The organism is Streptomyces sp. NPDC058751 (assembly GCF_042746485.1).
GTDB lineage: Bacteria > Actinomycetota > Actinomycetes > Streptomycetales > Streptomycetaceae > Streptomyces.
Genome location: NZ_JBHYPZ010000034.1, coordinates 17,043 through 38,070, shown reverse-complemented (window position 1 = coordinate 38,070; position 21,028 = coordinate 17,043). Strand labels below are relative to the sequence as shown.

The window sequence follows — 21,028 nt, the reverse complement described above, 5'->3', positions numbered from 1 at the left end:
GGATCCGCGGCCCGCGGGCCGATGCCGCGGAGCGCCGTGGCGACGAGCCTCGGTATCGGCGGCCGTACAAGGACGGCCGACGAGGTGGTTGGAGGACCCGATGCTCTCGAAAGCCCTGTTGCGCCTGGGCGGGGGCGCCGCCCGCCATCCCTGGCGGGTGATCGCGGCATGGCTGGTCGCCGCCACGCTCGCCGTCCTCGCCGCCGTCGCCTTCGGCGGGCGGAACGCGGATTCGATGACCGCTCCGGGACTGGACTCCCAGCGGGCCGCGGAACTGATCGAGCGGGCCGGCACCGGCCAGGAGGGGATGACCGCCCAGGTGGTCGTCACCCCCCTCGACGGCGCTGCGACGTTCTTCGACCACGGCAGTGCGCGCACCGCTCTCACGCGGCTGCGGGCCGAGGTGGAGCGGCTGCCGCACGTGCTCGGCACGAGCGACCCGGCGGGGGCACTCGACGCAAGCGGGGGAAAGGCCGTGCGCGGCGGCCTCGTCTCGGCCGACGGGCGGATCGCGGTCGTCCGGGTGCAGTACCCCGACCAGAGCCGGCTGTCGGCCGAAGACCTCGACGCCCTCGTCGATCTCGGCGACCGGCTGCGCGCCGAGCTGCCCCTGCGCATCGAGATGGGCGGGAACCTCTTCTACGCCTTCTCCGACCCCGACGGCGGCGCGAGCGAGCTGATCGGCCTCCTCGCCGCGGCCGCGATCCTGTTCCTGGCGTTCGGTTCGCTCGTCGCCGCCGCACTGCCGATCGGCATGGCGGTCTTCGGACTGACCGTCGGGGTCGCCACGATGACGGTACTGGCGGGGGTGACAGAGGTCCCCACCTTCGCACCGGTCCTGGGCAGCATGGTCGGGCTCGGAGTGGGCATCGACTACGCGCTGTTCGTGCTCGCCAGGCACCGGGAGTACCTCGCGCGCGGGCTCGATCCGCACGAGGCGGCCGGACGAGCGGTGGCCACGGCGGGGCGGCCGGTGGTCTTCGCCGGCGGCACCGTCGTCGTGTCGATCCTCGGCCTGGCGGTCGCGAACGTGCCGTTCATGACGGTGGGCGGGGTCGCCGTCTCGATCGTCGTCCTGACGATGGTGCTCGCGTCGGTGACGCTGCTGCCGGCCTTCCTCGGCGCGGCGGGCCCGCGGCTGGGCCGGGTCGGCCGGATCGGCCGGGCACTTCAGGCCGGGTGGTCGGGCCGCCTCGGCCGACGGCGGGACACGGCGGCGGGCGCCGCCCACGCCGCCGGGTGGCGTCGCTGGATCGGGCACGTCAGCCGGCACCCGGTGCCGTACGCGGTCGGCGCGGCGGGGCTGCTGCTGACCGCGACGCTGCCCGTGCTCGGCCTGCGCGTCGGCCTGCCCGACGACGGCTCACTGCCCCACAGCCGTACCGAGCGCCGGGCCTACGACCTCGTCGCCGAGGGGTTCGGCCCGGGCACCAACGGTCCCCTCGTCATCGCCGCGGACCCCACCGGTGATCCGGGAGTGCTGGACCGACTCGTCGGGGCGGTCGCGGCGGATCCGGGCATCGCATCCGTCGCGCCGACGCGCGTCGATCGGGCCACCGGCATCGCGACCCTCGTGGTGTTCCCGACCACCAGCCCTCAGGACAAGGCCACGGCCGACACCATCACCCGGCTGCGCACCGACGTGCTGCCCACGGCGATCGGGCACGGCCCGGCCAGGGCCCACGTCGGCGGCGCCGCCGCGAGCCTGTCCGACGTGGGGCAACGCACCAGCGAACGCTTGCCGGCGTTCGTCGCCGCCGTGCTGGCGATGTCGTTCCTGCTGCTGATGCTGGTCTTCCGCTCGGTACTCGTACCGCTCAAGGCGGTACTGCTGAACCTGCTGAGCATCGGCGCGGCCTACGGCATCATGGTCGCGGTCTTCCAGTGGGGCTGGGGAGGAGCACTCATCGGACTGGAAGCAACGGTTCCGATCGTGTCGTTCATCCCGATGTTCCTCTTCGCCATCCTGTTCGGCCTGTCGATGGACTACGAGGTGTTCCTCCTCTCCCGCGTACGCGAGGAGTACCTGCGCACCGGCGACAACGGCACGGCGATCGTCGAGGGCGTCTCGCGCACCGCCCGGATCATCACCTCGGCCGCCCTCATCATGGTGGCGGTCTTCCTGTCCTTCGCCGTCGCCGAGGACCCCTCCACCAAGATGTTCGGGCTCGGCCTGGCCACCGCGATCTTCATCGACGCCACGGTCGTACGCATGGTGCTGGTACCGGCGACCATGACACTCCTCGGCCGGACCAACTGGTGGCTGCCGAAGTGGCTGGACCGGATGCTTCCCCGCGGCCCGGTCGGCACCGACGCGGAATCCACGGGTGAGGCCCCGCGTCCACGGCTGGTCGACCGTTGACTCAACTCCTGCCCGCCCTCGGCGTCCGGCACCTCAGCGCGTCACCCAGGTCCTGTCGACAAATTCCCGTCGTCGCCCGAAGGCTGGGGGAGTGCCGGGCGGAAGTCCTCGTACTGGACGTACTGGGGCTTTCGCCCGGTGCGGCGAGTGGGGGTGCCCCCTGCTCGAAGAGCTTGGGGGAGCGTGCCGGGCGTCGTGGGGCAGGCGGGAATTTGACGACAGGGCCTAAGGCCTGCCCGAGGCCCGCCGTCACCCGGCGGACGGAAATCGTCAGGGAGTCCCCGGGACGGGGGAGGGGATCGCCTTCCTGGAACATCGTTTCTCATGGCTGTGGTGAGGGCTGGACGGCCTGGGGGAAACCCAACTCGTCCAGCAGCGCGCTGAAGAGGTCCTCCGCGAAGACCTCCCGCGAGCGCAGCAGCTCTTCGATCCGGGCTGCTGCGTGGTGACCGGGACGCCGGCCGCCGCAGCCCAGGCGAGGGCGCCTTCGGCGTCGGCCGGAACATCCGCGTCGAGCTTCGCCCGCTTGCGCCTCACTGCCTCGGCGAACTCGGGTGTGTTCGCCCACAGGCTCGTGTCGTCCACGTCCTCGGGTTCCTCGGTGAGGAGCGCCGCGGCCTTGTCCAGGTTGAGCCACGCCTGCCAACGCCGCCCGCCGGTTCCCGGTCCGGTCACGAGGGCGACAGAGCGAGCTCGAGCCGGATCAGCCGCAGGTCAGGCGGCAGCCGATCGCTGGACACCGGAGCCTCGGAGCCGCCGAAAACGGATGGCCGACAGCCTCCCGTCCGGTCATCCTGGCCCGATGGGAGACAGAGCCAACGTCATCGTGGTCCGCGAGAACGGTACGCATGAGCTGTACCGGACCGGCTGGGCGGTCGGAATCGACCTCGACCTGCTGGACGGGCCGACGCCGGTTCTCGCCATGCTTCCCGAACTCCGCCAGGACGGCTGGTGGTTGGACGACACCATGGCCCAGGGCGGAATACTGCTCGATCTCGGCCGGAAGGTACTTCTGTTCTTCGCCTGGGAGGGGCCCAGCACCGAACTCCGCCACCGCGCGGCCGTGTTCGAGCTGATCCGAGCGGCGTGGCCGGGCTGGGAGGTCCGCTGGCTGTACGACGGCCCGGCCGAACTGCGCGAGTACGTCGGACTGGACCCGGAGTACGTCCGCCGCCGCGATTCGGAGCCCTCTTCGGCCCCGCTCCTCGCCCCCGACGACGAGGACCTGGCCGGGCCCGACCCGGGCGGTGTGGTGATCACGGTCGGCACCGACCGCTGCCACGTCGCCTCCGACGCCTTCGACCACCCGGTCCGCGAGGGCGCCGCCCTGCTCGACCGCCTGACGGACGCCCCCGGGCACGGAGTCTGCCGCCTGCACGTCAACTCCGGCATCCACCTCGACCCGGAACGCCGCCGTCTGGGCTGGTGGTCCCTCTACTCCTCGCCACAGGCTTACCAAGTACCGGAGTTGTGGCCGGGCTGGACGGTGGAGTTCTGGCAGGACGACTGGGAACAGCACGTCAGAGCCGGCGACCGCTTCTCTCCGGCGCCGTTCGACGCCGGAGAGCAAGCCGGAGCGGCGGTGCTCGCCGAGGCCGGGGAGCGCCGGGCTCTCCGGGCCCGCCACCGCGCCCAGGTCGCTCGTCTCCGGACCGCACCGGTTCGACACCCGGCGGGATGACTGCGACCGGCCTGCGCGTGTCGGACTCGACCGGCTGAACACCGGTGCCACGGAAGCCGGTTGAGAAGGTCAGGGGTTGTCAGTGGCTGGTGACAGGATCACCGGCATGGTCTTCGTACGTACTACTCCGCCGCGGCCCGTGGACGTGACCGCGGTCTTTCCCGAGCTGGCGCCGTTGGCGCGTCCCGCGATTCGGCTGCACCCTCGTCCCGGGTCGCCTTCGGCCGGGGAGAGCTCGGTCGGGGGACCGTTGCTGTGGCCGGCCGATGAGCCGTGGCCGCACTGCGAAGCCTCGCACCTGCACGTGGACAGCGGGTTCCGTCAGTCGCCGGACGACGTGCGGCTGATGAGACGCATGCAGGTCCGGAGACACCGCGATCACCATGGCCGTGGCGGGATGACGCCCGAGGAGGCGGCGATCAAGGAACGGAACGCCGCGAGGCTCGCGGAGCGGCTCGACGCCGGTCCGCCGCCCGCGGACCGCCCGGTTCCCATGCTGCCCGTGGCCCAGCTGTATCTGCGCGACATACCCCTGCTGCGGCCGCCCGGACAGGCCGATCTGCTCCAGGTCCTGTGGTGCCCCTACGACCACGATCCGCATCACAAGCCGGCGACCGCACTGTTCTGGCGGTCCGCCGCCGAGGTGGGCGACATCCTCGCCACCCCGCCCGAACCGTACGAGGTGAACGATGACGGCTATCTGCCGGAGCCGTGCGTGCTGGCACCGGAAACGATCACCGAATACCCCAACGGCCTCGATCTGAGCCCGCAGATGCAGCTGATGGTGGAGGACTGGAGCAGATGGCAGGCGGCCGGCGCCGACGTGGACGGCTCCGAGCACGCGGACTGTCCGCGGGACTTCTATGACGTCCATCTGGCTGACGCGCCCGGCTGGAAGGTCGGCGGCTGGCCTCCGTGGGGCCGCACCGACCCCAACCCCCGCTACTGCACGGTCTGTGATGTGCGGATGGTCCCGCTGCTGACCATCGCCTCCTACGAATGGGACGGCGGCGAGGGACACAGCTGGGCGCCTCACGAGGACCAGACCGCCGCCCACGCCGCCAACACCGCCGGTCATTGCTGTGGCCAGGACCCCTCGCAGCCGACCAAGGTCGAGGTCGGCAGCACCGACAACATGCAGATCTACGTCTGCCCGGCCTCTCCCGAGCATCCGCACACCGACCTGATCCAATGAACTGCCGGGCCTGTCACACACCCTCCGCCGCCGGTGACAGAAGTGTCGTCGCGTCAGGGTGTGTGACAAGCCGTTCGCCTCACGGCGGCGGGACCCGCGACGCACGAGACTCCTGTGCCGTTGGGGAGGGCGGTGCTCTCCGTGCGAGCGGAAGTGAACCGAACACCGTCACCACGGCCTTCTTGTAAGTCCGATCCCTCATCCGTGCGGCTGGGTCGAACCCGTTCCGCCTGTCTGACATCGCCGTCGATCGCGAGCCGACTTGGCTGAACTGCGGCGGAGCGGGCAGGAAGCCCATCCGGTCGGCGGCCGGTCCGCGCTGCTTCCCGTGGCGAAGCCAACACGCAATGCATGAGCGGACGTTGAAGGTCTGGAGTGTGTCCGATGGCGGTTGGCTTCCGGCAAGATCGCACAGCCGGCAAGGGCGAAGCCGGGTTACCCGCGATCTTCCGGGGAAAGACCTCGAGTGCATCTCAGTGAGTTGGAGGGGGGCTGCTCATGAGCGATACATCACGGGCGCGGCACGACAGGAGAGAGCCGGAGCCGCCGCCGGTCTGGCACGACCTCTTCGTCCCGGACTCATGGCAAAGGGGCCTTTGTGGTCCAGCAGGCTGGTCACTCGGCCGTTGAGGTCTGCTGGCGGTCGGCCGCCGCAGTTCGACCCGCAGGACCACAAGGCTCGGCACGCGGTCGAGTGCGGCAGCGATCGGCTCAAGGCACCGGTCCGTGGCCACGCGGTACGACGAACTCGCGGTCCGCTACGAGGCGACCGTCCTCGTCGCGGCGATCGACGAGTGGCTGTGACCGGCGCAGCTGATACAACGCCAGCAAGGAGTCCGCAAGCACGGACCGGTGGTTACGCCCCGGTTACGCCCCGGCTATGTCGAGGAGGATCTGCGCCAGTTCGCGTGGCTGGGAGAACATCGGCCAGTGGCCGGTGTCCATCTCGATCAGCCGCCAGTGTCCGCTGGTCAGCAGCTCGGCCACGTCGTCGCTCGGCTCGGGGTCACCGAGCGTGCACTTGACGTAAGTCGCCGGGAGGTCGCCGAGCGGCCTTTCCAGCACGGCGGGTTCGGTCAGCGTGGCACCCGGGTGCGGCGTCGAACCGCCCACGATCCGTGCGATCTGCTCATCGGTGAGACCGTGGCCCTCGAAATGGGCCGCGGACGCGACCGGCCAGAATCCTCCGTTCCCGGCGATCGACGCCCTCATCATCGCCCCGCCGTCCGGCCAGGCGGAGACGAACGGTTGACCATCGGCCGGAACACTGGAGTCGAGGAAGACCGCATGCGCCAGCCGGTCGCCGATCCGGCCGGCGGCCTGACCGCTCGGGACACCCGAGTAGCTGTGGCCCACCAGAACGACTTCACGCAGGTCCTGGAGCTCGACCTCATCGACGATGTCCTGGACGTGGGTCTGCTGCCCAGCCGGCACACCTCGCTTGTCAGCGAGACCGGACAGCGTCAGCGGGTGGACACCATGACCTGCCGCACGCAGATGCGGCACCACGTCGTCCCACGCCCACGATCCGAGTCGCGCACCTGCAACCAGCACAAAGTTCGCCATGGCCGCACCGTAGCGAAGCGGCCCCACGATCGCCTATGCAACACCCTTTGGGTGTAGGGGCGCCGAGGAGGCGCCCCTACACCCCCAACTCCCGTGCCAGCACGGCTGCCTGGACCCGGCTGCGCAGTCCCAGCTTGGCCAGCAGCCGGCTGACGTGGGTCTTCACCGTGCCCTCCGCCATCGCCAGCCGGGCCCCGATCTCGGCGTTGGACAGCCCGTCGCAGACACCGGTCAGCACCTCGCGCTCGCGCGGGGTCAGCCCGTCCAGGACGGCCCGGTCGTTCGTCCGAGGCGGCTGCCCGGCGAACTCGGCGATCAGCCGCCGGGTCACCGCAGGCGCCACCACGCCCTCCCCGCGCGCCACGGTCCGCACCGCCGCCAGTAGCTCCCGCGCCTCGGCGTTCTTCAGCAGGAACCCGGCCGCACCGGCCCGCAGCGCCCCGAAGACGTACTCGTCCAGGTCGAACGTGGTCAGCACCAGCACGTCCGCCAGTGCCTCAGCCGTGATCAGCCGGGTCGCCGACACCCCGTCCAGCAGCGGCATCTGTACGTCCATCAGCACCACGTCCGGCCGCAGCTCCCGAGCCAGCTCCACCGCGCGCTCCCCGTCCGCCGCCTCCCCGGCCACCTCGATGTCGGGCGCGCTGCCCAGGATGAGCACGAGACCGGCCCGTACGGCCGACTGGTCCTCGGCGACCAGGACACGGATCATGCGGAATCTCCTTCAGCGAGCGGAAGCGTGGTGCGGACGGTCCAGCGGGCGCTCTCGGGGCCGGCCTCCAGCACCCCGCCCAGCAGTGCCGCCCGCTCCCGCATCCCGGCGATCCCGGCACCGGAACCGGGGGCGCGCGGGGTGTCGCCTGCCCGGTAGGGGCTCGTCACCCGGATGTCGAGCGAGTCGTCCCGCCGGTGCAGCCGGACCTCCACGGGGCCCTCGGCCGCGTGCTTGAGGGCGTTGGTCAGTGACTCCTGCACGATCCGGTACGCGGCCAGGCCGACCGGCGCCGGAACCTCGCCCTGCCCGGCGTCCAGGCGGACGTCCAGGCCGTTGGCACGGGCGCCCTCGACCAGCGCGGCGAGCCCGTCCAGCGTGGGGATCGCGGCGGGCGCCCGGTCGGCCGAGTCGGCCCGCAGGACGCCGATCAGGCGCCGCATCTCCGCCAGTCCCTCGACACTGTTCTCCCGGATCACCGCCAGAGCCTCCTTCGTGGTCCTCGGGTCGTCCAGGGAGAGCGCGGCCGTGGAGTGGATGGCGATGGCGGAGAGGTGGCCCGCGACCAGGTCGTGCAGTTCCCGTGCCATCCGGGCCCGCTCGGCCGTCACCGCCTGGGTGCGGTCCACCTCCGCCAGCAGTGCGGTCTGTTCGGCCCGCAGCCGCGCCGCCTCGGCGGCGTCCCGGTGGTTGCGCACCACCCAGCCGGTGGCGGCGGGGGCGAACGCGACCACGCCGACGCCCACCCCGAGCAGCAGCCACTGGGGGTCGCGCCCCACGGCGGCGGGCACCACCCCGCCGAGCACGGTCAGCATCCCGGTGATCCAGGGCATTCGGCGGGCGGTGGCGGGGCTGCCGTACAGGACAGCCGCGTACATGAGGTCGGTGTACAGCACGACGGTGACGACGCTGCCGACGGTCACCGTGTCCAGCGGCAGCGCGGCGGTGCCGAGGAGCAGGCCGGTACGGGGGCGGGTGCGGCGCAGCAGCTCGCACGCGGCGGTCACCGCGAGCGGCACCAGCGGGGCCCAGGACGCCCGCCACAGCACGAAGGCTTCCGCGGGCTCGCGTGGGCGCATGCCGAGCGTCCACAGCAGCACCCCGCCCAGCAGCCCGCCGACGGCGATCCGCACGTCGTCGCGGTGGGGGCGCAGTGCTGCGAGGGCCATGCGTCCATCCAACACGGCCCCCGACGCCCCGCCCAAGGGAGGGTCCGGGGTGCCTCTTTCGCTTACACCGATCTCGTCACCGCCGACGACGCCGCGCCGTCCGGCGGCCGGGAGGCTCGAGGGGTGCTCGAAGAGGTGAAGAAGAGGAGCGAGCCGTGATCGTCGGACTGATCATCGCCTGTGAGGTGGCGTTCTGGGTGCTGCTGGCGGCCGGACTGGGCTTCCGGTACGGGCTCCGGATGCCGCGCACCGGGCTCGCCCTGCTGCTGTGCGAACCGCTGCTGGAGCTGGTGCTGTTCACGGTCACCGCGATCGACCTGAAGAACGGCGCCGAGCCCGACTGGCGGCACGGTCTCGCCGCCGTCTACATCGGCTTCACGGTTGGCCTCGGCCACTCCACGATCCGGTGGGCCGACGCCCGGATCGCGTACCGCTTCGCCGGGGGCCCGCCGCCGGTGAGGCCGCCGAAGTACGGCCGGGCCCGCGCCGTCCACGAGTGGAAGGTCGCGGGCCGCTGGGTGCTGGCCTCCGTGGTCGCCGTCGCCCTGCTCCAGGCGGCCGTCTGGTACGTCGGCGACGACGGCAGCACCGGCTCGCTGCGGGACTGGCAGTCGCGGATGGTGTGGCTGATCGGGATCAACCTGGTGATCGCCGCGAGCTACACCCTGTTCCCGAAGAAGGAACCGGCCGGCCGTGACAGGGCCTGGTAGTGCTTCGTCAGAGGGCGTCCGAATGGTCCCGGCGGTCGAGCGCGGCGGTCGGTCCGGTTCTGCCCGGACGGCGACCGCCGTCTTCCGGCCGGGTCAGTCGGTGTACACCTCGGCCCGGTCCACGCTCACGAAGGAGGCCGTGGACCGGGCGTTGCGCTCGCCGGTCACCCTGACGCGCAGGGTGTGCCGGCCGGGGGCCAGCTTCGGGCTGGTGTACTGCACGGTCTCACCCGTGCGGATGGCGCTGTAGAGGTCGACCCGGGTCTCCGTACCGCCGTCGATGCTGAGGGCGGCGATGCCGTTGCCGGTGTCGCGTACGGACAGCAGCGCGATCCGGGTGCCCGTGAAGGTGAAGGTCGCGGTGTTGCCGGCCCGGTCACTCCAGTGGTCGTCGCCCCAGAAGCACTGCGTGGCACATCCGGTGCCGGAGTTCCAGGTGCCGGTGTAGGTGAGTGTGCCGTCGCCGCTGGAGCGTCCGTCGTCGTTGATCCAGTGGTTGCCCGAGCCGGGGTCGCCGGAGGGCAGGTTCTGAGTGGCGCCCAGGGCGAGCGGGGTGCCGAGGTTCGGGCTGCCGTCGGCGTTCCAGCTGATCTTCTGGGCGCGGCTGGTGCGGTCGGTGTAGGTGTACTGGGAGGTTGTCTTGGCGTGGTAGACCATCCAGTCCTGGGTGCCGTCGGGGGACTTGAAGAAGGCGTGGTGGCCGGGGCCGTACACGCCGACGGCGTCGTTGCGTGAGAAGAGCGCGCCGCCCCGCTGCTGCCAGTTGGCGGCGACCAGCGGGTCGGCGCCGTCGGCCAGGGAGAGCATCCACAGCTGGTAGTCGGGCTTGCCGGTGTCGCAGGCCGAATAGGTCATCCAGGTACGGCCGTTGCGGTTGAGGAACTCCGGTCCTTCGCGCACCTCCGGGCAGCCGCCCGCCGCGTCGATCGCGACCGCGTTGCCGGAGACGGTGTAGGGGTTGGACAGCGGCGCGATGTTGAGCCCGTTGTGCTGGTAGGCGTTGATGCCGCTGTAGGCGAGGTACAGCTTGCCGTTGTGGGTGAAGACGCCGGGGTCGATCGCGAAGTCGGCGGTGTGGTTGGGCGGGATGAGCGCGGACTTGAAGTGGTAGGGGCCGGTGGGGGAGTCGGCGTCGGACTCCAGGACGTAGACGCGGTGGTGGTCGTCCACTCCGTCGTCGGCGGTGTAGTAGAGGTACCAGCGGTTGCCGAAGCGGTAGAACTCCGCGGCCCAGATGTTCTTGTTGCGGGAGTTGTCGGTGTCGGTCCAGACGGTTACCGGGTCGGATGCGAGGAGGGTGGCCAGGGACGGGGAGCGCCACATGCGGATGCTGCCGCCCTGGGTCGTGGTCATGTAGTACGAGCCGTTGAAGTACGTCACGTACGGGTCCGGCCCGGTGTTGAGCGGGTTGCGGAAGGTGGTGCCCGCGGCGGCCGCGGCCTGGGGAGCCGCGGTCGACGCGGGCGTGGAGACGAGGGAGAACATCACGGCCAGCAGCAGGGCGAGCAGTGCCGCGGTGCGGGCCGTGCGGGGGGACGTGCTCATGGGCGACTCCGTGGTGTGGGGGTGGTGTCCGAGCGGGTTGCCGTCTTTCGGTCGACGGGCGGTGTCACTGGCCGCCGAGTCCCGTCGTGGCGACGGACTTGACGATGTGCCGCTGGAAGAACAGGAAGACGACGACCAGCGGCAGCGCGGCCAGGACGGCCGAGGCCATCGACTGTGCGTACTGGACGCCGTAGGCGTCCTTGACCGACGTGATGCCGACGGGCAGGGTCATCAGGCCGGGGTCCGAGGTGGAGACGAAGGGCCACAGGAAGTTGTTCCAGGCCCCGATGAACACGAAGACCGCCACCGCCGACAGCATGGGGCGGGACAGCGGCAGGAGCACGGACCAGAAGATCCGCAGGTGCCCGGCGCCGTCGATGCGGGCGGCCTCCTCCAACTCCCTCGGCAGGGAGTCGAAGTGCTTCTTCAGGATGAACACCATGACCGGTGCCACGGTCTGCGGCAGGATCACCGCCGCGTAGGTGTCGACCAGGTTCAGGGTCAGCATCTGCTGGAACCACGGCACGATCAGCATCTGCGGCGGCACCAGGACGGCCGCCACCGTGACGGTGAACAGTGCCTTGCGCCCGGCGAACAGGGTGCGGGAGAAGGCGTAGCCGGCCATCGCGGACACGGCCACCGTGATCACGGTGACGACGGCGGCGACGAGGAAGCTGTTGAACATCCACAGCGGCAGGTCGCCGCGCTCCCACACACTGCGGAACCCGTCGAGGGTGAAGCCGTGCTCGGGCCACAGCCAGTGGACGGGGTCGCCGGCGTCCTGCTCCGACTTGAACGCGGTGAGCAGTCCCCAACTGGAGGGCAGCAGCCACAGGAGGGCCAGCAGGGTCAGCGCCGCGAAGGTGAGGGTGCGTGCGGTGCGGCCGTCGCCGAGGGAGAGGTGGGTGCGGCGGGCCTCGGCGCGGTGTCTGCGGGCCGCCACCTCCCGGATGACAGGTGAGCGGGGTGCGGCCTCGGGACTGCGGGCGGGCAACTCGGTGGTGGAGGTCATGTCACTTCTCCCGGCGGCGGAGGGCGGCGTACTGGGCCGCGGAGGCGAGGATGACGAGGGCGAAGAAGACGTAGCTGATCGCCGAGGCGTAGCCGAGCCGGTAGCCGGTGAAGCCGACGTCGTACATGTACTCGATGACCGGGCGGGTGGAGTTGTCCGGGCCGCCCTTGGTGAGCAGGTAGACCTGGTCGAAGACCTTCAGCGAGGCGAGGATCTGCAGCACGGTGACGACGACGGTGATCCGGCCAAGCTGCGGCAGCGTGATGGAGAACAGGCGTCGCCAGGCGCCCGCGCCGTCGAGTGCCGCGGCCTCGTAGAGGTGGTCGGGCACGGACTGCAGGGCGGCGAGGTAGAGAAGGAAGTTGAAGCCGACGGTCCACCACAGGGTGGTGAGCACGATCGCCCACATCGCGACCGATCTGTCGCTCAGCCAGGCCACCGAGTCGAGCCCGACCGCGTCGAGGAGCTGGTTGTACAGGCCGAGGTCGCCCTGGAAGAGCCAGCCCCACACCAGGGTGACCACGCCGACGGGCAGCAGGTACGGCGCGAAGAAGGCCAGGCGCCACACCCACTGGCCGGGCAGTCCGGTGTGGACGAGCAGGGCCATGCCGAGGGCGACGACGACGAGCGGGACGGTCGACAGGACGGTGAACCACACGGTGTGGCCGAGTGCGCGCCACATCTCGGCGTCCTGGAGGGCCTTGGAGAAGTTGTCGAGGCCGACGAAGCCCGGTGCGTGGGCCGACAGGGAGGTGTCGGTGAAGCTCATCCACAGTCCCTGGACCAGTGGCCAGACCATGAAGAGGGCGAAGAGCACGAGGAAGGGGAGGGCGAAGAGCGGGCCGGGGGAGAGGATCCGGCGCGCCGGGAGCGTCCCGGTGCGGGACGGGGCGGGGGGAGAGGACATCGTCGTGCCTCCTGCGCGGACGGTTCGCGGCCGGATCAGGCCGGGCTGGGCTTGGAGAGGAAGGTATTGAGGCGCCGTACCATCGCGCGCGCCGCGCGGTCCGGGCTCATGTCGCCCAGGAGGGCCTGCTGGAGGACCTGGGACATGGCGTTCTGGAAGTCCGAGCCCGCTCCGGCGAACCATGCCGCCGGATCGAGGACGACGTGGTCCGCGGCCCGGGCGTAGTGGGACTGCGGTCGGAGCGCGGCGTACTCGGAGGTCCGGGTGACGGGCGTGTAGGCGGGGATGTGGCCGGCGGTGGCCCAGATCTGTCCGGCCCTGAGCAGCGCGGCGACCGCGCGGTGGGTGCGGCGTCGGTGTTCCTCGTCCGGGTGGTCGCGGTGGGGCAGGACGAAGGAGTGCGAGTCGGCGTAGACGGCCGGGGTGCCGAAGACGGTGGGGAAGGGGGCGGCGCCGACGTTCTCGTCGGTCGTGCGGAAGGTGCCCAGTTCCCATTCGCCGGAGAGGATCATCGCCGTCCGGTTGTTGACGAAGGAGGCGATGGCGGAGGCGTAGTCGAGGCTGCGGGGGTTGACGGTACCGTCGACGATCTTGGCCATGAAGGCGATGACCTCGGCCATCCGGTCGACGTCCACCTCGGCCGGGCCGCCCTCGGGCAGTTCGAAGCGGCCGCCGGTCTGGTGGTACAGGCCGTAGAACAGCCGCCAGCACTGGGCGGTGTCGGTGACGTAGCCGAACGCGATGCCTTGCTTCCCGGAGGCCTTGGCGAGTTCCTTGCCGGCGGCGAGGAAGCGGTCGGGGGAGGAGAAGGCGTCGGTGTCCAGGGCGCCGTCGGCGGTGAGCAAGCCGGCCTTCTTCGCCGGTCCGGGGTGGTAGAAGACGATGAAGGGGTGAGTGTCCAGGGGGATGGCGTAGGTCTTGCCGTCGAACCGGGTGCGGGACCAGACCGCGTCGGCGAAGTCGTCCGGGACGATGCCGTGTTCCGCCAGGACGTCCAGGTCCCAGGGGTCGAGCAGACCGGTGGGCGCGTATCCGGTGAGTCGGGACATGTGCGAGACGGCGACGTCGGGACCCCGGCCGCCGGCGGAGGCCATGGCGAGCTTGGTGTAGTAGGGCGTGCCCCACTCCAGGACGGTGCGTTCGACGCGCGTGCCGGGCATGTCGGGCCGGGCCTTGGCCACCATGTCGTTGAGGAGGCCGCCGTCGGCTCCGCTGAACAGGTCCCACAGCCGGACGGTGGATCCGTCGTCGGACGCGAGGGCCGAGCCGCATCCGGTGAGGGCGCCGGCGCCGAGGGCGGCCGCTCCGGCGGTGAGTGCTGTCGTCAGGACGCGGCGTCTGGTCGGTCCGTGGCGACCGACCTGGACGGGTGTGCCGGTCATGGGGGTCCTTTCCGGTGGGTGACGGCGCGGGAAAGGAGTCCGCGCCGCCACCCACCACATGCGTTGCGTTCTTGCATCGATGTAAAACCGGGGCAGGAGTCGGCGTGCCCGCTCACGGGGAGCGGTGGTCCGGGGCTACTGCGTGTTCTCGTACGCCGCCCTGCGCAGTTGGGCCTCGCGCAGGGCCGCCGTGTCGGCCTTCTCGGAGCGGTCGAAGCGGTAGACGCCGTTGCGCTCCTGGAAGACGTCGGTGAGCTGGGTGTAGCAGTAGCCGAACATGCCGGGGTCCTCGAGCAGCACGCCGGTCAGGCCGCGGAACCGCTCCATGAACTCCGCCTCGGTGCGCGGCCGTTCGCCGTACCCCCAGGAGCTCGCCGAGTCGTCACCCGCCGCGGCGGCGGCCTCGGGGTCCCACCAGATCCCGCCGAACTCGCTGCAGAAGTAGGGCTGTCCGCGGTAGGGCACGGACCAGGTGCGGCCCTCGGGGCCGGTGTTGACGTACGGCCGGTTCTCGGCGAGCCCGTTCATGATCTTGGCGAACGCCGCGGGGTCCTGCTCGTAGCAGTGCGAGTCGTAGACGTCCGTCTCCGGCACCCGGTGCGCGTAGCCGGAGGCGTCGATGACCGGACGGGTCGGGTCTGCCTGCTTGGTGGCGAGGAACATGGCGTGGGTGACGTCGTCCAGCACCGTGATGCGGTCGTGCAGGTTCTGGTACGTCTCGTTCAGCGGGCACCAGCCGACGATCGAGGGGTGGGAACGGTCGCGCTCCAGAGCCTCCAGCCACTGTGTGACGTACGAGGCGTCGGGCCGCTGGTTGTCGTCGCGGACGCCGCTCTCGCAGCCCCAGTCGCCGAACTCGCCCCACACCAGGTAGCCGAGCCGGTCGGCGTGGTGGAGGAAGCGCTCCTCGAAGACCTTCTGGTGCAGCCGGGCCCCGTTGAACCCGGCCGCGATCCCCAGCTCGATGTCCCTCAGCAGCGCGGCGTCGCTGGGGGCGGTCATCAGGCCGTCGGGGTAGTAGCCCTGGTCGAGCACCAGCCGCTGGAAGACCCGCTCGCCGTTGAGGAGCAGCTCCTTGCCGCGCACGGACACCGAGCGCAGCCCGGCGTAGGAGCCGGCCGCGTCGACGACGGCGCCGTCCGGGCCCAGGACCTCCAGGGCGAGGTCGTACAGGTGGGGGTCCGCCGGCGACCAGGTGCGCCGGCGCTCCTCGGGGACGGCGAGCGTCAGCCGCGGGCACAGGTCGAGATCGGCGCGCCCCTCGGCGGTGACGACGACTCCGTCGGCGTCGCCGAGCGTGGCGCGTACCCGGTGTCCGGTGAGGTTCGCGGAGAGCGGCAGCTCGACCAGGAAGGAGCCGGTGGCCAGTTCGGGCGTGATGCGGGGGCGGCGCAGGGCGACGGTGCGGGGAACGGGTTCGAGCCACACGGTCTGCCAGATGCCCGTGGTCCGGGTGTAGTGGCAGTGGGTGTTGGCGTACCAGGTGGCCTGCTTGCCGCGGGCCTGGACGGTGTGGCGGCTGTCCCGGGCGCGGACGACGACGGTGAGTTCCTCGCCGGCCGCGACCACGTCGCCGAGGTCGGCGGTGAAGGGGGTGAAGCCCCCGCGGTGGCGGGCGACTTCCCGACCGTTGGCCCATACGGTGGTGTCGTGGTCGACGGCCCCGAAGTGCAGCAGTACGCGGGCGTCGTTCCACTCGGCGGGCACGGTCACGGTGCGCCGGTACCAGACCGCCTCCAGGAAATCCGTCTCGCCGACGCCGGACAGTTCCGACTCCGGGCAGAACGGGACGAGGATGCGGTCGGCCAGGTCGCGGTCGGTGAGGCCGCGTTCCAGACCGGTGTCGGACCGGTCGATCTCGAACTGCCATGTGCCGTTGAGGCTCAGCCAGGCGTCCCGGGTGAACTGGGGCCTGGGGTACTCGGGGCGAGGCGGCTCGTCCGGGAGGTACGGGGCGGGCATGGTGCTCCTCGTTGCGAGAGTGCAGGTCGGTGCGTGGTGCGGATCGTGCGGCACATGGCACCATGCCGATTACATCGATGTAAATAGTTCGGGCGCAGATACTGTGGCTCCGGCGGACAGAAAGCGCTCTCTGTCGTCGGTATGATTGCCGCAGTTCGGAAGGAAGGGCAGCGTGGCGGCCAGACCGAGGATCAAGGACGTGGCGGAGTACGCCGGCGTCTCACCCAAGACCGTCTCCAACGTGATCAACAACTACGAACACGTCTCGGAACGGACCCGCACCGCCGTCCAGGAGGCGATCGACGCCCTGGGCTACCGCGTGAACATCGCCGGCCGCCAGCTCCGCCAGGGCCGTACCGGCATGATCACCCTCGCCGTGCCCGAACTCGACGTCGCCTACTTCTCCGAACTGGCCCGCCACGTCATGGAAGCGGCCGGACGCCACGGCCGCACCGTACTCATCGACCACACCGGCGGAAAGCGGGACCGCGAACTGGCCGCGCTCCACGGATTCGACACCCAGTTCTGCGACGGAGTCATCCTCAGCCCCCTGTCACTGCTGCCCCGGGACCTCGCCGCCCGCGACCGGCGGCTGCCCCTGGTGCTGCTCGGTGAGCGCCCCGCCGAAGGACACACCGACCACGTCGGCATCGACAACGTGCGCGCCGCGCGCGAGGCCACCGAACACCTCCTGGCCCGGGGGCGACGCCGCATCGCGGTGATCGGCGGCACCCTGCGCGGCAGGCAGGGCACCGACCGGCTGCGCACCGACGGCTACCGCGAGGCCCTCGCCGCGGCGGGCCTGCCCTTCGAGGCCGACCTGGTGGTACCGGTGGACGCCTACCACTGGCGGGACGGCGCCGAGGCGGCCGCCCGCCTGGCGCGGGACACGTCCCCGCCGGACGCCCTGCTGTGCCTCAACGACAACCTGGCGCTCGGCGCCCTGCGGGCCCTGTACGAGGCCGGCGTGCGCGTGCCCGCCGACATCGACGTGATCGGTTTCGACGACATCCAGGCATCTCGGTTCAGCGTGCCCAGCCTGAGTACCGTCTCGCCCGACAAGCGGGAGACCGCCCGCTTGGCGGTCGCCCTGCTCCTGGACCGTGTGGACGACCCGGACTCCACCGCCGAGTACCGGGACGAGGTCGTCGGCCATCGGATCGTCGTCCGGGAGAGCAGCGGAGGCTGACACCGGGGCACGTGGGTCTTTGCGTGGTTCCCGCTTCGGGTGAGCTTGTCTTTTGACCTCTGTGCATTTGTGTCTGCGGGTGCCTTTCCGTAGGGCGCGGTTTCTGATCACCCGGAAGGGGAGAGCTGTTCGCGCACCCATTCTGGATCGGGGTTGGTGTGTGGCTGGCCCGTCACGAAGACGGTCGGCACGGTCTCGTTGCCGTCGTTGGCTGCTCTTATCGCTGCGGCTCCTGCGGGGTCGCGCCAGATGTTGACCCAGTGCAGCTGGCGGGCGCTGCGGCCCAGCCGGATGCGCAGTCGTATGCAGTACTTGCAGCCCGGCCGCCAGAGGACGACCGGTCGGCCGTCGACCGCGCTGCGGCGTTGTGCCTCCTGCGCACCGATCGACCTCGGGAAGACCAGGGGTGAGTTCACTCCGGCGAGCACCAGGAACGCCGGCAGGAGTGCTGCGGCTGTGCCGGGGCTTCCCTTGAAGATCTGCCCAGCCGCGACGACTGAGCCGCTGAGTACAAGCAGCATCGGCAAGGTCCAAGCGCGCATCATGGGGATGCAGGCTACCGATGGGTCGAAATGCTCCTCGAACTAGGCCGCTCACCTGGGCATTCGCCGGACAGGGGGACGGCCCTCGCATGAGCATGCGTTCCGTCACAGAGCGTTTTTCAGTGTGGTCACTGATCGGGTGACGCCGGTGAGGACGAGGTGAGGGCCGCAACGCACAAAGCCCCCGTGCCGTTGGGGGAGGTGTTCGAAGTCTCAACCCATCGGCACAGGAACCCTGTTGGTTGCCTATCCTGCCGCACTCGACCTCCCGCATGCCCTCGTCGAGTGGGTCACGATGCTCATCGTCACCCGTGAGGGTGACCGACGGTGCAAACTCCCGCCGCACCAGCGGGCGCTCGTCGCTCTGGTGTACCTACGCCACCACGACACCCTTACCCGGCTCGCATCCGGCTTCGGGATATCCGTCGGCACCGCCCACGCGTATGTCACCGCCGTGACCGCCCTGCTCGCCGAACGGGCCCCGGGCCTGCTCAAGACGCTGCGCGAGCTTGATCCGGAGTTCGTCCTGCTGGACGGGACGCTCGCCGAGTGCGACCGCGTCGGCGACAGCCGAGCCGACTACTCGGCCAAGCACCGCCGGCACCGGCGTGAACGTCCAGGTCGTCACCGACCCCGCCGGTGAGGTCCTGTGGATCTCGCCCGCCCTGCCGGGCCGCACCCACGACCTGACCGCAGCCCGCACCCACCGCATCATCCGGATCTGCGAACGCCAGGGCGTCCCGATCCTCGCCGACCGCGCCTACCAAGGCGCCGGCCCCTGGGCCACCACCGGACTCAAACGGCCACCGGGCGGTGAACCCACCCTGACCCAGCGCACCGTCAACCGAGCGCTTGCCGCAGCACGTGCGCCGGTCGAACGCGGCATGGCACGGCTGAAGTCCTGGCAGATCCTCCGCCGATCCCGCATCAGCCCCAACCGCATGACCGTCATCACCAAAGCCGTCCTCACCCTGGAGAGGCAGCGCTGAAAACGCTCACTGAGGCGCACCCCCTGACAGGGCCTGTGTCGGCAACTCATGCACAAGGGAGCGGTCACTGTTCCCCGCCTCGAGGGCAGCGACGGAACCTACCTGTACCTGGTGGTCGACGGCCGCCTCCGGCTCGTCGCGCACGCCCCCGGCATCACGGCACCCGACGGACGCGAGCGGCTGGACCGCCCCCTGCCGTTCCCCTGATCCGACGCTCGAGCGAGCCGAGGCGCCGTCGCCACCGCCGCGCACCTGCGGTCAGGCCGTCCGTCGATCGCAGGCGCCGCACGCCTCGCCGACACCCGCGCGCGGACCGACACACCGGCACAAGTCGGCCAGGGAACCTGTGACAGACCCTGTGGCAGACCCCTTCGAAGTGAACGAGGGTATCCGGTGGAGACGCCATGACAGGATGTCGACGTTTCACCGGACGGCTGGATGTAGTCAACTCAAGTGGAATATAGGGAAGATGAAGATATTTCGGCGGCGCGGAGCCTCTCAGGACCGGGATCGTACCGAGCAGGCGATCCAGGAGTACCGGACGGCCTACGAACGGGGGCTCGCCGCCGAGCAGAGCCAGGGGCCGGCACAGGCGCTGGCCGAGTTCGCGCGGGCGCAGCACGCCCTGGACCGTTTGGACGCCGCCTCCCCGGACCTGCCTGAGGTTCCCCAGGCCAGAGCGGGACTGCTCTACGCCATGGGACGGGCCAGGACTGATGTCGGAGACGTGAGCGGTGCAGTCACAGCCCTGGACCAGGCCGAGGAGCTGTACCAGCGGATGGAATCGGAGCAGCTCGCCACCCGGAAGGAGGGTGAGCAGCGAGGTGACCGGCAGGAGACGGGTCCCGTTCCCGCGGTCTTGCTGACGGCCGATGTCCGGCTACGAAGGGCCCGGGCCTATGCAGAGTGGGACCGTCCCTTCGGCGCCCTCAGTGATCTGGACATGTCGATCGGTGGGTACATGCGGGCGGGAGCCTTCACTCCCCTCTCGGACCGGTCCGGGGACGCGGCCCGGATCCTCGCGGTCGGGGCGGGGATCCAACTGCGGGTAGGGGACCATGAACTGGCTCTGGAATGCGGCCAGGAGTCCCTCGCCCGATACCAGGAGATGGGCCGGATCGGCCCTGAGGCGATCCCGTACGCGATCGGTTTCGCCGCCCCGGTCGTCTCCATGCTGGAGGCGGCGCGTGGGCAGTGGGACGCGGCGCTGGCCGTGGACGGCGTGATTCTGGAGGCCGCAGAACTCGGCCGGGTCGGGAGTTCCGGGGCTCATGCCCGGATCGGTGTCCACCTGAGAGAGGCCGGGCGGGACGCGGAGGCGGCCGGACATCTGGCCATGGCCGCCCGCGGGTCGCATGATCGGATCGCGGAGATGGAGCGGGAGTTCGGGTCTGTGCTTGCGCCGAGTCTGCGGGAGGTACTGCTGGAAGCGGAGCGGACGGAGTTCACGAGGCTCGCAGGCGGCGTGCGGGCCGACGCCCTGGATCCGCTGGAGATCCGGACGCTGCGACTTTCCCTCTGCGGCGGGGACGGAGCCAGGTTCTCGGCTACCGGTCGGATGAACGTGGTCAACGCTGTGCCACGTCAGGTCACTTCGCTCGCCAGGGTCGGCCACCGGCTGATCGCATCCGACCGCCTTCCCGCGGCACTGCGCGTACTCTGGGAGGCACTGCTCCTCTGCGATGCCGCCCGCCGCTGGACCACCTTGAACACCGGCGACTCCACCGCGACCGTGCCGCTGCGCGAGGCCGAGGAGAGCGCCTTGGCCGGAGCGGCCGTTCTCGTCGACATACTGGAACGAGCCGGGGATCCGATGAGCGACGCGCTCACCGCCGACCTGAGGAACGCCAGGGAACGCCTGGGCCTGTCGGCACACTGAGCATTTTCAGCGTTGACGCTCCAGGGGGAGGACAGCTGCGGCGATGGCGGTCATGCGGTTGGGGCTGCAGCGGGCCTTGCGGAAGATACGCCAGGACTTGAGTCGCGCGATGCTGCGTTCGACTGGTGCTCTCGCCGCTGACAGGGCCCGGTTGACCGTTCGCTGGGTCGTGGTGAGGCCCCGGTCTGGAGTGGCAGCGCTGAAAACGCTCACAGAACCGCACTCA

At 70.6% G+C, this 21,028-nt stretch carries 16 protein-coding genes and 2 pseudogenes; 8 read left to right on the top strand and 10 right to left on the bottom strand.

Annotated features, from left to right (window positions below; all coding sequences use genetic code 11):
- The first annotated feature begins 100 nt into the window (after positions 1 to 100).
- The 3 genes from ACFW6B_RS28120 (at position 101) to ACFW6B_RS28110 (ending at position 5,238) form a co-directional block, all read left to right on the top strand.
- A complete protein-coding gene (locus ACFW6B_RS28120) occupies positions 101 to 2,362 on the top strand; it encodes an MMPL family transporter (protein WP_386600089.1) in 2,262 nt (753 codons plus the stop codon).
- 802 nt (positions 2,363 to 3,164) lie between these two features.
- Positions 3,165 to 4,043, top strand: a complete 879-nt coding sequence (locus ACFW6B_RS28115) for a hypothetical protein (protein ID WP_386600087.1) — start codon at positions 3,165 to 3,167, stop codon at positions 4,041 to 4,043.
- Positions 4,044 to 4,149: 106 nt separating this feature from the next.
- On the top strand, positions 4,150 to 5,238 hold the full coding sequence (locus ACFW6B_RS28110) for a hypothetical protein (RefSeq protein WP_386600214.1): 1,089 nt from the start codon (positions 4,150 to 4,152) through the stop codon (positions 5,236 to 5,238).
- A gap of 867 nt (positions 5,239 to 6,105) precedes the next feature.
- Here ACFW6B_RS28110 and ACFW6B_RS28105 read toward each other — a convergent pair.
- The 3 genes from ACFW6B_RS28105 to ACFW6B_RS28095 form a co-directional block, all read right to left on the bottom strand.
- Positions 6,106 to 6,804, bottom strand: coding sequence for an alpha/beta fold hydrolase (locus ACFW6B_RS28105; protein ID WP_386600086.1), 699 nt, complete (start codon positions 6,802 to 6,804; stop codon positions 6,106 to 6,108).
- A gap of 76 nt (positions 6,805 to 6,880) precedes the next feature.
- Positions 6,881 to 7,516, bottom strand: a complete 636-nt coding sequence (locus ACFW6B_RS28100) for a response regulator (RefSeq protein WP_386600084.1) — start codon at positions 7,514 to 7,516, stop codon at positions 6,881 to 6,883.
- Complete coding sequence (locus ACFW6B_RS28095; RefSeq protein ID WP_386600082.1) at positions 7,513 to 8,685, bottom strand: sensor histidine kinase; 1,173 nt, start codon at positions 8,683 to 8,685, stop codon at positions 7,513 to 7,515. Before ACFW6B_RS28095 ends, ACFW6B_RS28100 begins: the two co-directional genes overlap by 4 nt.
- Before the next feature lie 155 nt (positions 8,686 to 8,840).
- Here ACFW6B_RS28095 and ACFW6B_RS28090 point away from each other — a divergent pair, with 155 nt between their 5' ends.
- Complete coding sequence (locus ACFW6B_RS28090) at positions 8,841 to 9,395, top strand: hypothetical protein (RefSeq protein WP_386600080.1); 555 nt, start codon at positions 8,841 to 8,843, stop codon at positions 9,393 to 9,395.
- Positions 9,396 to 9,488: 93 nt separating this feature from the next.
- Here ACFW6B_RS28090 and ACFW6B_RS28085 read toward each other — a convergent pair whose 3' ends face one another.
- The 5 genes from ACFW6B_RS28085 to ACFW6B_RS28065 form a co-directional block, all read right to left on the bottom strand.
- The gene (locus tag ACFW6B_RS28085) at positions 9,489 to 10,940 is read right to left on the bottom strand and encodes a family 43 glycosylhydrolase (RefSeq protein WP_386600078.1); all 1,452 of its coding nucleotides are present in this window, start codon (positions 10,938 to 10,940) and stop codon (positions 9,489 to 9,491) included.
- 64 nt (positions 10,941 to 11,004) lie between these two features.
- Positions 11,005 to 11,952, bottom strand: coding sequence for a carbohydrate ABC transporter permease (locus ACFW6B_RS28080; protein WP_386600076.1), 948 nt, complete (start codon positions 11,950 to 11,952; stop codon positions 11,005 to 11,007).
- Between the two features lies 1 nt (position 11,953).
- Complete coding sequence (locus ACFW6B_RS28075) at positions 11,954 to 12,859, bottom strand: carbohydrate ABC transporter permease (RefSeq protein WP_386600074.1); 906 nt, start codon at positions 12,857 to 12,859, stop codon at positions 11,954 to 11,956.
- A 35-nt stretch (positions 12,860 to 12,894) separates the two neighbouring features.
- Positions 12,895 to 14,241, bottom strand: a complete 1,347-nt coding sequence (locus tag ACFW6B_RS28070) for an extracellular solute-binding protein (protein WP_386600071.1) — start codon at positions 14,239 to 14,241, stop codon at positions 12,895 to 12,897.
- Positions 14,242 to 14,376: 135 nt separating this feature from the next.
- On the bottom strand, positions 14,377 to 16,203 hold the full coding sequence (locus ACFW6B_RS28065; protein WP_386600069.1) for a glycoside hydrolase family 2 protein: 1,827 nt from the start codon (positions 16,201 to 16,203) through the stop codon (positions 14,377 to 14,379).
- Positions 16,204 to 16,375: 172 nt separating this feature from the next.
- On the opposite strand from ACFW6B_RS28065, the gene ACFW6B_RS28060 reads away from it, so the two are divergent.
- On the top strand, positions 16,376 to 17,392 hold the full coding sequence (locus ACFW6B_RS28060) for a LacI family DNA-binding transcriptional regulator (RefSeq protein ID WP_386600068.1): 1,017 nt from the start codon (positions 16,376 to 16,378) through the stop codon (positions 17,390 to 17,392).
- Positions 17,393 to 17,499: 107 nt separating this feature from the next.
- On the opposite strand, the gene ACFW6B_RS28055 is transcribed toward ACFW6B_RS28060, so the two are convergent.
- On the bottom strand, positions 17,500 to 17,937 hold the full coding sequence (locus ACFW6B_RS28055) for a glutaredoxin domain-containing protein (RefSeq protein WP_386600066.1): 438 nt from the start codon (positions 17,935 to 17,937) through the stop codon (positions 17,500 to 17,502).
- Between the two features lie 235 nt (positions 17,938 to 18,172).
- Between ACFW6B_RS28055 and ACFW6B_RS28050 the strand changes: the two are divergent.
- The 3 genes and pseudogenes from ACFW6B_RS28050 to ACFW6B_RS28040 all read left to right on the top strand — a co-directional run bounded on the left by ACFW6B_RS28050 (position 18,173) and on the right by ACFW6B_RS28040 (position 20,802).
- Positions 18,173 to 18,923: pseudogene (locus tag ACFW6B_RS28050) on the top strand (transposase family protein).
- 48 nt (positions 18,924 to 18,971) lie between these two features.
- Complete coding sequence (locus ACFW6B_RS28045; protein ID WP_386600064.1) at positions 18,972 to 19,130, top strand: hypothetical protein; 159 nt, start codon at positions 18,972 to 18,974, stop codon at positions 19,128 to 19,130.
- Positions 19,131 to 19,392: 262 nt separating this feature from the next.
- Entirely contained in the window at positions 19,393 to 20,802 is a 1,410-nt protein-coding gene (locus ACFW6B_RS28040; RefSeq protein ID WP_386600063.1) for a hypothetical protein, read from the top strand.
- A gap of 6 nt (positions 20,803 to 20,808) precedes the next feature.
- Here ACFW6B_RS28040 and ACFW6B_RS28035 read toward each other — a convergent pair.
- A pseudogene (locus tag ACFW6B_RS28035) lies at positions 20,809 to 20,991 on the bottom strand (transposase family protein); the annotation flags it as partial.
- Positions 20,992 to 21,028 lie beyond the last annotated feature (37 nt).

Coding starts and splice junctions, on each gene's coding strand:
- ACFW6B_RS28120 (WP_386600089.1), top strand. CDS start 101: ATGCTCTCGAAAGCCCTGTTGCGCCTGGGCGGGGGCGCCGCCCGCCAT.
- ACFW6B_RS28115 (WP_386600087.1), top strand. CDS start 3,165: ATGGGAGACAGAGCCAACGTCATCGTGGTCCGCGAGAACGGTACGCAT.
- ACFW6B_RS28110 (WP_386600214.1), top strand. CDS start 4,150: ATGGTCTTCGTACGTACTACTCCGCCGCGGCCCGTGGACGTGACCGCG.
- ACFW6B_RS28105 (WP_386600086.1), bottom strand. CDS start 6,804: ATGGCGAACTTTGTGCTGGTTGCAGGTGCGCGACTCGGATCGTGGGCG.
- ACFW6B_RS28100 (WP_386600084.1), bottom strand. CDS start 7,516: ATGATCCGTGTCCTGGTCGCCGAGGACCAGTCGGCCGTACGGGCCGGT.
- ACFW6B_RS28095 (WP_386600082.1), bottom strand. CDS start 8,685: ATGGCCCTCGCAGCACTGCGCCCCCACCGCGACGACGTGCGGATCGCC.
- ACFW6B_RS28085 (WP_386600078.1), bottom strand. CDS start 10,940: ATGAGCACGTCCCCCCGCACGGCCCGCACCGCGGCACTGCTCGCCCTG.
- ACFW6B_RS28080 (WP_386600076.1), bottom strand. CDS start 11,952: ATGACCTCCACCACCGAGTTGCCCGCCCGCAGTCCCGAGGCCGCACCC.
- ACFW6B_RS28075 (WP_386600074.1), bottom strand. CDS start 12,859: ATGTCCTCTCCCCCCGCCCCGTCCCGCACCGGGACGCTCCCGGCGCGC.
- ACFW6B_RS28070 (WP_386600071.1), bottom strand. CDS start 14,241: ATGACCGGCACACCCGTCCAGGTCGGTCGCCACGGACCGACCAGACGC.
- ACFW6B_RS28065 (WP_386600069.1), bottom strand. CDS start 16,203: ATGCCCGCCCCGTACCTCCCGGACGAGCCGCCTCGCCCCGAGTACCCC.
- ACFW6B_RS28055 (WP_386600066.1), bottom strand. CDS start 17,937: ATGATGCGCGCTTGGACCTTGCCGATGCTGCTTGTACTCAGCGGCTCA.
- ACFW6B_RS28045 (WP_386600064.1), top strand. CDS start 18,972: ATGCACAAGGGAGCGGTCACTGTTCCCCGCCTCGAGGGCAGCGACGGA.
- ACFW6B_RS28040 (WP_386600063.1), top strand. CDS start 19,393: ATGAAGATATTTCGGCGGCGCGGAGCCTCTCAGGACCGGGATCGTACC.